Below are 9,076 nucleotides of genomic sequence, written 5' to 3' on the forward strand. Positions count from 1 at the left end.
ACGGAAGGCCCCTCTGCCGTGCCATCGCGGTCAACTCGTCGGCAAGTGTTGCCGCGCTGCACTTGACCTCTCCCGGCCTTCGCGGCACCGTCCGTCCCTCGCAGATCATGCTGTCTGGATTGTCCATGCGCGCCCTTTCGTCCCTGACATCGCTCCGCTTTGCCGCTTTGCTCGGCCTCATGCTCGGGGCGCTGTCGCTCAGTGAGGCCAGGGCCGCCAATCCACTGGAGCTGAATTTCTGGCTGAGCGGACCGCGCTATGACGGCAACGTCGCCGATTGCGACAAGGCGCTGCCGACCATCGCCAACCAGTTCTGGGAGAAGGAAAGCTCGTTCTGGAATTCCTCGTTGAAGATCACCGGCTTCGCTGCCGTTCACGAGACCGCGTTCCGGCCCTGGCAATCCGACAATATTCCGCGCCGCTACTGCACGGGCGAAGCCATGCTCAATGACGGCAAGATGCGCAAAGTGCACTTCTCGATCATCGAGGACGGCGGCTTCGCCGGCTACGGCAATGGCGTCGAATGGTGCGTGGTCGGCCTGGACCGCAACTGGGCCTACAATCCGGCCTGCCGCGCTGCCAAGCCCTGATTCGTGCACGGCCCGCCACGGACGGCGCGCCGCTCGAAATTTGTTCTTGAAATGTTCCTGTCGCCTGCTAGGCTGGTTTGCACAGTCTAGTTGAGGGGCGCCGCTATGTTTCATTCCAGATTGCGTTCGTTTTCCCGCCTGATGATCTCGCTCACCCTGGCCGCCGGGCTGGTCTTTGTCGCCGCAAGCGCGCGGGCGCAGGACAAACGGCAGAATGCGCCGGGCGAGTTCGATTTCTACGTGCTGTCGCTATCCTGGTCGCCCTCCTTCTGCGACGAAGCCGCCGAACGCGGCGGACGTTCGCAGATCCAGTGCGGCGGACGGCCATATGCCTTCGTGGTGCACGGCTTGTGGCCGCAATATGAAAACGGCTTCCCCGAATACTGCCAGCGGCCGGCGCCGCGGCTGAACCGCAGCATCGTCTCCTCGATGCTCGATCTGATGCCTGCGCCGGGCCTGATATTCAACGAATGGGACAAGCACGGCACCTGCGCCGGGCTCACCGACCGCAACTATTTCGAGACAATCCGAAAGGCCCGTGCCGCGATCAAGATTCCGGCCGAGTATCTCGACCTGTCGCAGGCCAAGACCGTGGCCCCGGCCGAGGTCGAGGAGGCCTTCATCAAGGCCAATCCGGGCTTGAGCAATGCCGCCGTCTCGGTCACCTGCAACCGGACGCGGCTCTCCGAGGTCCGTGTCTGCCTCAGCAAGGACTTGCAATTCCGCGCCTGCGAAGAAAACGATCGCCGCGCCTGCCGCCGCGACCAGGTGACGATGCCGCCGATCAGGGGTGGGTAGAGCAGGCTCTCAGCTCGTCATTCCGGGGCGCGCGGAAGCGCGAGCTATGATGCGCAATTGCGCATCTGAGAATCCATCTGTCCGCATTGCCGGTGGCAAAATGGATTCCGGGCTCGGTGCTGCGCACCGCCCCGGAATGACGGGAGTTACTTTCATCGCCTGGATGTCGTAACTCTCGGTCATGAATTACCGCCACGCCTACCATGCCGGCAGCTTCGCCGATGTCATCAAGCACATCGTGCTGGCGCGCATCCTGACCTATCTGCAGGACAAGCCGGGCGCGTTCCGCGTCATCGACACCCATGCCGGCGCCGGCCTCTATGATCTCGAAAGCGACGAGGCGCGGCGCGGCGGCGAATGGCTGACGGGTATCGCACGGTTGATGCAGGCGCGCTTGTCGAACGAAAGCCTCGCGCTGACCAAGCCCTATCTAGACATCGTCCGCGCCTTCAATCCGAAGGGCGAGCTCAAGGCCTATCCGGGCTCGCCGCTGATCGCGCGCGGCCTGATGCGGCCGCAGGACCGCCTCGTCGCCTGCGAACTCGAGCCAAAGGCGCGCAAGGCGCTGATCGACGTGCTGCGGCGCGACGAACAGGCCCGCGTGGTCGATCTCGACGGCTGGGTCGCGCTGCCGGCATTCGTGCCGCCGAAGGAGCGGCGCGGGCTCGTGCTGATCGATCCGTCCTTCGAGGCAAAGGACGAGTTCGAACGGCTTGGCGAGGCCTTCTCCACAGCCTTCGCGAAATGGCCGACAGGTATCTATGTAATCTGGTATCCGGCCAAGAGCCGCCGCGCCACCGATGCGCTGGCGCAACTGGTGGCGCGGGCCGCAGCGGCAGCAAAACCCCCGGGCAAATGCCTGCGGCTCGAATTCAGCGCGGCGCCGCAGGTTGACGGCGCGGCCCTCACCTCCACCGGACTGCTGATCGTCAATCCGCCCTATACGCTGCATGGCGAGCTCAAGACGATCCTTCCCGAACTGGAAGTACCGCTCGGCCAGGGCGGCGCGGCGCGCTTCCGGTTGGACGTCCCAAAGCCGTAAGGCTCCGGCATTCTTGGGAAAAATATGCAGTAGCGGTAGTCAATCTGCAAAGAACCGTATTATGCTGTTTCCGTGACTGGCTTTACGTTCCGCTTCCGCGAATGGTTGCGGCGGAGTGAAGGCCTAAGAAAGATCCAGTCGGACCGAATGGTCTGCCCAAGGATGGCCAGCTCCCGGGCTTCGTAAGGCCCGGTCATGCCGTGGCGTGCGTCTGCGTCGCGGCGGAGGAGCAATGAGGGGGAGTTTCCCGATGGCCATGACGGGAACGGTCAAGTTCTTTAACGGCGAGCGCGGCTACGGCTTCATCAAGCCGGACGACGGCGGTCGCGATGTCTTCGTTCACATCACTGCTGTGGAGCGAGCGGGACTGAAGGACCTTGCCGAAGGACAGCGTATCACATTCGAAGTCGAACCGGACAAGAAGGGTAAGGGCCCGAAAGCGGTCAACCTGGTCATCCTCGCCTAGCGAGCCTGACGCAAAAAAATCCCGGCCGCATGCGGCCGGGAAGCTGAAGGTCCGGTATTTTCTTCTTTAGCTATCAGAAGTGATAGTTCACGCCTGCGCGCACGACGCTGGCGCTATAACCGTTTGACACGCCTGTAATTGCAAACTGACTCGTCGACAGATCGATGTAGAGATATTCGAGCTTGGCGCTCCAGTTCGGCGCAAGCCCGACTTCTGCGCCGCCGCCAATGGTCCAGCCGGCGGTGGTGTGCGATTCGGTCCAGCCGAAGGTCTGCGCGCGCAGCTCCCCGAAGGCGAGACCGGCCGTGCCGTAGAACAGCACGTTGCTGAAGGCATAGCCGGCGCGGCCGCGCAGGGTCCCGAACCAGGGGTTGGAAAACTTCCACGGCGCGAAAGTGTCGTCGGCGCCGGCTGCCTGGATGTCGCCCTCGACGCCGAACACCCACGGCCCGTTCTGGAAATTGTAGCCGGCCTGCACGCCGCCGACGAAGCCAGAGGGCTTTGCGGGATTGTTGTGCACCGAGCCCCATTCATAGCCGACGTTGCCGCCGAGATAGGGGCCAGCCCAGCTATAGGCGTTGAGCGGCTGGTTGACGGTATAGGGCGCGCGCTGCCCGTAGAGATCGGCGGCATCTGCCGAAGCTGTCCAGCCGGCAGCAACCAACGCGGCTGCGCCCACAACGAACGCCTTCATCACTCTCTCCAACGCAACTGCCGCAACCCATGCGATGCCTGCGCCGCCGCGCAAGGCAAACTGCATGGTTATGGAACCAAGAACTATTCGCGTAAGATTTATCGAGAGTTTCGGGTTAAAGGGCTGCTAAGACCCGTTACCACGCTGTTAACAGACTTAAGGAAGCGTTACCGGGAACTGCGCGCGCCATCCTGTGCGTGCGGCACGGCCGGAACTTCAAATCGGCACTCCCAGCGCCTAAATTCGTCCCATGGTTCACGATTCCACCGACAATCCGGACGATACACGCGCGCGCAAACCCGAACGCGGCAGCGCGCCGGACATCCCGCCTGAGGGGCTGGCGCCGCCGGACCTCGATCCCGCGACCACAAGCGGTGACGACGAGGACGATTCACGGTTGCCGGACATCTTGGAAGAGAGCGGCGCGGTCGGCGAAGAGCCGTTGGCGACGGGCCATGAGGCGATCGAGCGAGCGGTCCGGTTCGCCCCTACCTCGCCCGGCGTCTATCGCATGCTCAATGCGAACAGCGATGTGCTCTATGTCGGCAAGGCCAAGAACGTCAAAAAGCGGCTGTCCAACTACGCGCGCCTCAGTGCGCCCCAGCCGGCGCGTATCCTGCGCATGATCGCCGCCACGGTTTCCGTGGAGATCGTCTCGACCACGACCGAGACCGAAGCGCTGCTGCTCGAGGCCAACCTCATCAAGCAGCTCCGGCCGCGCTTCAACGTGCAGCTCCGCGACGACAAGTCGTTTCCCTATATTCTGATCACCGGCGATCATTGGGCGCCGCAGATCCTGAAGCATCGGGGCGCGCAGAGCCGACCCGGGCGCTATTTCGGCCCGTTTGCCTCGGCCGGCGCCGTCAACCGCACCATCACGGCGTTGCAGCGTGCCTTCCTGATCCGCTCCTGCACCGATTCTTTCTTCGAGAGCCGCAGCCGGCCCTGCCTGCTCTACCAGATCCGCCGCTGCGCCGGTCCCTGCACCCGCGAGATCGATTTTCCCGGCTATACGACGCTGGTGCGCGAGGCGACCGACTTCCTGTCAGGCAAGAGCCAGGCGGTGAAGCAGGAACTCGCAGGCGAGATGGAGAAGGCATCAAGCGCGCTCGAATTCGAGAGCGCTGCGCTCTACCGCGACCGCCTCGCAGCACTGTCGGCGATCCAGTCGCAGCAGGGCATCAATCCGCGCACGGTGGAGGAAGCCGACGTGTTCGCCATCCACCAGGAGGGCGGCTTCTCCTGCGTCGAGGTATTCTTCTTCCGCACCGGACAGAACTGGGGCAACCGCGCTTATTTTCCGCGCGCGGAGAAGACCTTCACGCCAGAGGAGGTGCTGGGCTCCTTCCTCGCCCAGTTCTATGACGACAAGCCGCCGCCGAAAGTCATCCTGCTCTCGCACGAGATCGAGGAGAGCGAGCTGCTTGCCAACGCGCTATCGATCAAGGCCGGCCACAAGATCGAGGTCACGGCCCCGAAGCGCGGCGAGAAGAAAGAACTCGTTACCCACGCCCTCACCAACGCGCGCGAGGCGCTCGGCCGCAAGCTCGCGGACACCGCGACCCAGGGCCGACTGCTGGAGGCCATGGCCGCGACACTGAGCCTGCCGCATCCGCCGAAGCGGATCGAGGTCTACGACAACAGCCACATCCAGGGCACCAATGCGGTCGGCGCTATGATCGTCGCCGGCCCGGACGGCTTCGTGAAGAACCAGTATCGCAAGTTCAACATCAAGTCCGAAGGGCTCACGCCGGGCGACGACTACGGCATGATGCGCGAGGTGCTGGAGCGCCGCTTCAGGCGCCTCATCAACCCGCCTGAAGAGGGTGCGGCCAAAACCAAGGACGACGATTTTCCGCAATGGCCCGATCTCGTGATCATCGACGGCGGCCGCGGCCAGCTCAATGCGGTGCGCGAAATCTTCGCGGGCCTCGGGCTGACCCAGGTCTCGCTGATGTCGGTGGCCAAGGGGCCGGACCGCGATGCCGGTCGCGAGACCTTGTTCATGCCGGAGCGCGAGGCGATCAAGCTGGAGCCGCGCGACCCGGTCCTCTATTTCATCCAGCGGCTGCGGGACGAGGCCCACCGCTTCGTCATCGGCTCGCACCGCAAGCTGCGCAAGAAGGACATCCGCGAGGCCGGGTTGCAGGAGATTCCGGGTATCGGTCCGTCACGCAAGCGTGCCTTGCTGCACCATTTCGGAACCCTGAAGGAGATCGAACGGGCCTCGATCGTCGATCTCGGCAAGGTTCCGGGCGTGAGTGCCGAAAGCGCACGCAGGATTTTCGAGTATTTCCATCCCCAACCGGGATGAATTAATGGGGGGCCGCGGTCATATGGGCGTCGTATCCCGCGTCTCATTTGGGGAGCGGGACGGTTGACCTTCAGGCTGCAGCGGTATTGGTAGGACGGATGAACATCGCCACCACACGAGGGACGACCAGCCGCGCGATGTCCCTCCCGAACATCCTGACGTACGGCCGGATCGCCGCGATCCCGGTCGTGGTTGGGTGCATCTACGCGCAGTCGATCATGGACGGCCCGCTCTGGCTGCGCTGGGTGGCGGTGGCTATCTTTATCGGCGCCGCGGTGACTGATTACCTCGACGGCTATTATGCGCGGATCTGGAATCAGCAATCTGCGTTCGGCCGGATGCTCGATCCGATCGCCGACAAGCTGCTGGTCGCTTCCTGCCTGTTGATGCTGGCCGCCGACGGCATCATCCATGGCTGGTCGCTGTGGGCTGCCATCGTGATCCTGTGCCGCGAGATCCTGGTTTCGGGCCTTCGGGAATATCTGGCGGCGCTGCGCGTCAGCGTGCCCGTCACAAAGCTCGCCAAGTGGAAGACGACGGTTCAGCTCGTCGCGATCGGCTTCCTGCTTGCGGGCGAAGCCGGCGACCAGGTCGTGCCGGTGGTCACGCAGATCGGCCTGTTGCTGCTGTGGGCCTCGGCACTCCTCACCATGTACACCGGCTACGACTATTTCCGCGCCGGCATCCATCACCTCATCAAGGAGGATGAAGGATGAAGCTGAAATATTTCGCCTGGGTGCGCGAGCGGATCGGTAAGGCCGAGGAGACCATCGAGCCGCCGGCGACCGTACGGACCGTGGAGGAATTGATCGCCTGGCTGTCCGGCCGGAGCGAAGCCTATGCCTATGCGTTCGAAAAGCCGAAGGTGATCCGCGCCGCGATCGACCACGCCCATGTCAGGCCGGACGCCGCGATCGCGGGCGCGCGCGAGATCGCGTTCTTCCCGCCGATGACCGGCGGTTAGTGCCTCATGTTATTGGACCGACCAGCGTATGGCGCCGCCTCACCTCTCCCTAACGGGGAGAGGTGGGACACCGTCGCAGCGGGGACAGCATGAGTGGCCCCGTCACCATCCGCATCCAGGAGGACGATTTCGACGTCGCGCGCGAAATCGCGGGCCTGACCAAGGGCCGCACCGATATCGGCGCGGTCGTGACCTTCTCCGGCATCTGCCGCGGCGACGAGGACAGCGCCAGGATTTCGGCGCTCACGCTCGAACATTATCCTGATATGGCCGAGGAAGAGATCAAGCGCCATGTCGACGAGGCCACGTCGCGCTGGCCGCTCAGCGGCGTCACCATCATCCACCGCGTCGGCCGCTTCATGCCCGGCCAGAACATCGTGCTGGTGCTGACCGCCTCGCAACATCGCCAGGCGGCGTTCGAGGCGGCTGAGTTCCTGATGGATTACCTCAAGACCAACGCGCCGTTCTGGAAGAAGGAAGAGAGCGCCACCGGCGCCGGCTGGGTCGAGGCCCAGGCCCGCGACGACGAGGCCGCCGCACGCTGGACCCGATCCTGATGGCAACAGCTTCGAAAAAGACCGTGCGCGGCCGCGCCGCGCCGAAACTCGCGAAGGTTGGCCGGGGCGAACTCCTTACCCTCATCGATTTCGTCCGCTACGCGGTAAGCCGCTTTGTCGAAGCCAGGCTCGCCTTCGCGCATGGCACGACCGATCCGGTCGCCGAGGCGGCGTTCCTGGTCTGCGAGGCCCTGCATCTGCATCCCGACCAGTTCGAGGCCTTCGCCCACGCCCGCGTCACATCAGCGGAAGGCAAGACCATCCTCGATCTCATCCACAAGCGCGTCACCACGCGCAAACCGGCCGCCTATCTCGTCAACAAGATCTACATGCGCGGCCTGCCCTTCTATGTCGACGAGCGCGTCATCGTTCCGCGCTCCTTCATCGGCGAGCTCATGGAGTCGCATTTCGGCGGCGATGGCGAGGCCGGTTCGCTGATCGACGACCCCACGGCCGTCGAACGGGTGCTCGATCTCTGCACGGGATCGGGCTGCCTGGCGATCCTCGCCGCGCATCATTTCCCGAATGCCGCGGTCGATGCCGTCGATATCTCCAAGGGCGCGCTCGAAGTTGCAACGCGCAATGTCAGCGAGCACGGGCTCGACGAGCGGATCACGCTCCATCGCGGTGACCTGTTCGCGCCGCTCGGCGATGCGCGCTACGATCTGATCATCACCAACCCGCCTTACGTCGACGCGGAAGGCATGGCGGCGCTGCCGCCGGAGTGCCGCGCGGAACCAAGACTCGCTTTCGACGGGGGCGCCGACGGTCTCGACGTGGTCCGCCGCATCCTGCGCGACGCCCCCGACCATCTCACGCCGGATGGCGGCCTGCTCTGCGAGATCGGCCGCGGCCGCGAATTGGTCGACGAGGCATTTCCGGAGCTGCCGCTGCTTTGGCTCGACACCGAGGACTCCGAGGGCGAAGTGTTCTGGATCGCGGCAGCCGATCTCGGCTGATCCGTCACGACGGCCGCGTGCCGTCGGAACAAGTCAAATTCGGCCGTGTTCATCCACCGACGAATGTCTCGCACTCGGAGGATGTCCGCATGCTTGCGCCATCGGGCGAATTGCTGCGCGCCGGCGTGGCGCTCAAGCTCAACCACCTCAAGCGCGCCACGCGATCCTATCTGCGCGACCGCACCAATGAGGCCACGGGACGTGCGACGTCCTACGCGGTTGCGGCGGGACTGTTCGCAGTGGCGGGCTTGTTCGTCGTCGCAGCCTTGTTTGTCGGCCTGATCGCCTTATACCGCTGGGTAGCAATCACGTACGGACAATTCTGGGGCTTGGGCGCAGTCGGCGCGGTGCTGCTGGTGCTGGCCGCCGCATGCGCTGGCGTGGCCATGGCTCAGATCAAGCGTAAGGCCAAGCCGGTCGTGCCGCTCGCCAGCCGCCTGCGCGTGGCGATCGCTACCCCGCGGATCCCGCGCGGAACAATGAAGCAGGCGGTGAAAGAGGTCGCGACGACGATTCCTCTGGTGCCGCTCGCACCGGGCGAACGCGGCCATGGCGGCAAGTCTTGGTCGGGCAAAGCCTGGCCGGGTCGTTCCAACCGGTCCGTGCAGCTCGGCCTGATGCTCGCAGCCGTTGGGCTGGTTGGTCTCACGGCGGCGCGCCGGCGGCGTCACCGGCACGGAATGGATACTTAA

General features: G+C 64.4%; 11 protein-coding genes. 10 read left to right on the forward strand and 1 reads right to left on the reverse strand.

What is annotated here, in order from left to right; translation table 11 throughout:
* The first annotated feature begins 125 nt into the window (after window positions 1-125).
* The 4 genes from GWG65_RS08150 to GWG65_RS08165 all read left to right on the forward strand — a co-directional run bounded on the left by GWG65_RS08150 (window position 126) and on the right by GWG65_RS08165 (window position 2,896).
* Complete coding sequence (locus tag GWG65_RS08150) at window positions 126-590, forward strand: hypothetical protein (protein ID WP_275194851.1); 465 nt, start codon at window positions 126-128, stop codon at window positions 588-590.
* Between the two features lie 105 nt (window positions 591-695).
* The gene (locus GWG65_RS08155) at window positions 696-1,388 is read left to right on the forward strand and encodes a ribonuclease T2 (protein ID WP_275194853.1); all 693 of its coding nucleotides are present in this window, start codon (window positions 696-698) and stop codon (window positions 1,386-1,388) included.
* A gap of 181 nt (window positions 1,389-1,569) precedes the next feature.
* The gene (gene rlmJ / locus GWG65_RS08160; RefSeq protein ID WP_148745277.1) at window positions 1,570-2,430 is read left to right on the forward strand and encodes a 23S rRNA (adenine(2030)-N(6))-methyltransferase RlmJ; all 861 of its coding nucleotides are present in this window, start codon (window positions 1,570-1,572) and stop codon (window positions 2,428-2,430) included.
* A 250-nt stretch (window positions 2,431-2,680) separates the two neighbouring features.
* Window positions 2,681-2,896 (forward strand): cold-shock protein, encoded by a 216-nt coding sequence (locus GWG65_RS08165; RefSeq protein ID WP_028176631.1) that lies wholly within the window; start codon window positions 2,681-2,683, stop codon window positions 2,894-2,896.
* Between the two features lie 73 nt (window positions 2,897-2,969).
* Here GWG65_RS08165 and GWG65_RS08170 read toward each other — a convergent pair whose 3' ends face one another.
* Window positions 2,970-3,590 carry an outer membrane protein gene (locus tag GWG65_RS08170; protein ID WP_275194857.1) on the reverse strand — a complete coding sequence of 207 codons (621 nt, stop codon included), beginning with the start codon at window positions 3,588-3,590 and terminating at the stop codon, window positions 2,970-2,972.
* A gap of 250 nt (window positions 3,591-3,840) precedes the next feature.
* Here GWG65_RS08170 and uvrC point away from each other — a divergent pair, with 250 nt between their 5' ends.
* From uvrC to GWG65_RS08200, 6 genes are all read left to right on the forward strand, one after another.
* On the forward strand, window positions 3,841-5,904 hold the full coding sequence (gene uvrC, locus GWG65_RS08175) for an excinuclease ABC subunit UvrC (RefSeq protein WP_275194858.1): 2,064 nt from the start codon (window positions 3,841-3,843) through the stop codon (window positions 5,902-5,904).
* A 98-nt stretch (window positions 5,905-6,002) separates the two neighbouring features.
* Complete coding sequence (pgsA, locus tag GWG65_RS08180; protein ID WP_148745281.1) at window positions 6,003-6,620, forward strand: CDP-diacylglycerol--glycerol-3-phosphate 3-phosphatidyltransferase; 618 nt, start codon at window positions 6,003-6,005, stop codon at window positions 6,618-6,620.
* A complete protein-coding gene (moaD, locus tag GWG65_RS08185; RefSeq protein WP_148745283.1) occupies window positions 6,617-6,868 on the forward strand; it encodes a molybdopterin converting factor subunit 1 in 252 nt (83 codons plus the stop codon). The genes pgsA and moaD overlap by 4 nt, the downstream gene beginning before the upstream one ends.
* Window positions 6,869-6,957: 89 nt before the next feature.
* Entirely contained in the window at window positions 6,958-7,425 is a 468-nt protein-coding gene (locus tag GWG65_RS08190) for a molybdenum cofactor biosynthesis protein MoaE (protein WP_275194860.1), read from the forward strand.
* Window positions 7,425-8,384 carry a 50S ribosomal protein L3 N(5)-glutamine methyltransferase gene (gene prmB, locus GWG65_RS08195; protein WP_275194862.1) on the forward strand — a complete coding sequence of 320 codons (960 nt, stop codon included), beginning with the start codon at window positions 7,425-7,427 and terminating at the stop codon, window positions 8,382-8,384. The genes GWG65_RS08190 and prmB overlap by 1 nt, the downstream gene beginning before the upstream one ends.
* An 89-nt stretch (window positions 8,385-8,473) precedes the next feature.
* A complete protein-coding gene (locus GWG65_RS08200) occupies window positions 8,474-9,076 on the forward strand; it encodes a phage holin family protein (RefSeq protein ID WP_275194863.1) in 603 nt (200 codons plus the stop codon).

Origin of the sequence: Bradyrhizobium sp. CSA207, from assembly GCF_029051685.1 — a bacterium.
Lineage (GTDB): Bacteria > Pseudomonadota > Alphaproteobacteria > Rhizobiales > Xanthobacteraceae > Bradyrhizobium.

Coding starts and splice junctions, on each gene's coding strand:
- GWG65_RS08155 (WP_275194853.1), top strand. CDS start 696: ATGTTTCATTCCAGATTGCGTTCGTTTTCCCGCCTGATGATCTCGCTC.
- rlmJ (WP_148745277.1), top strand. CDS start 1,570: ATGAATTACCGCCACGCCTACCATGCCGGCAGCTTCGCCGATGTCATC.
- moaD (WP_148745283.1), top strand. CDS start 6,617: ATGAAGCTGAAATATTTCGCCTGGGTGCGCGAGCGGATCGGTAAGGCC.
- GWG65_RS08200 (WP_275194863.1), top strand. CDS start 8,474: ATGCTTGCGCCATCGGGCGAATTGCTGCGCGCCGGCGTGGCGCTCAAG.
- GWG65_RS08150 (WP_275194851.1), top strand. CDS start 126: ATGCGCGCCCTTTCGTCCCTGACATCGCTCCGCTTTGCCGCTTTGCTC.
- GWG65_RS08170 (WP_275194857.1), bottom strand. CDS start 3,590: ATGAAGGCGTTCGTTGTGGGCGCAGCCGCGTTGGTTGCTGCCGGCTGG.
- pgsA (WP_148745281.1), top strand. CDS start 6,003: ATGAACATCGCCACCACACGAGGGACGACCAGCCGCGCGATGTCCCTC.
- uvrC (WP_275194858.1), top strand. CDS start 3,841: ATGGTTCACGATTCCACCGACAATCCGGACGATACACGCGCGCGCAAA.
- prmB (WP_275194862.1), top strand. CDS start 7,425: ATGGCAACAGCTTCGAAAAAGACCGTGCGCGGCCGCGCCGCGCCGAAA.
- GWG65_RS08165 (WP_028176631.1), top strand. CDS start 2,681: ATGGCCATGACGGGAACGGTCAAGTTCTTTAACGGCGAGCGCGGCTAC.
- GWG65_RS08190 (WP_275194860.1), top strand. CDS start 6,958: ATGAGTGGCCCCGTCACCATCCGCATCCAGGAGGACGATTTCGACGTC.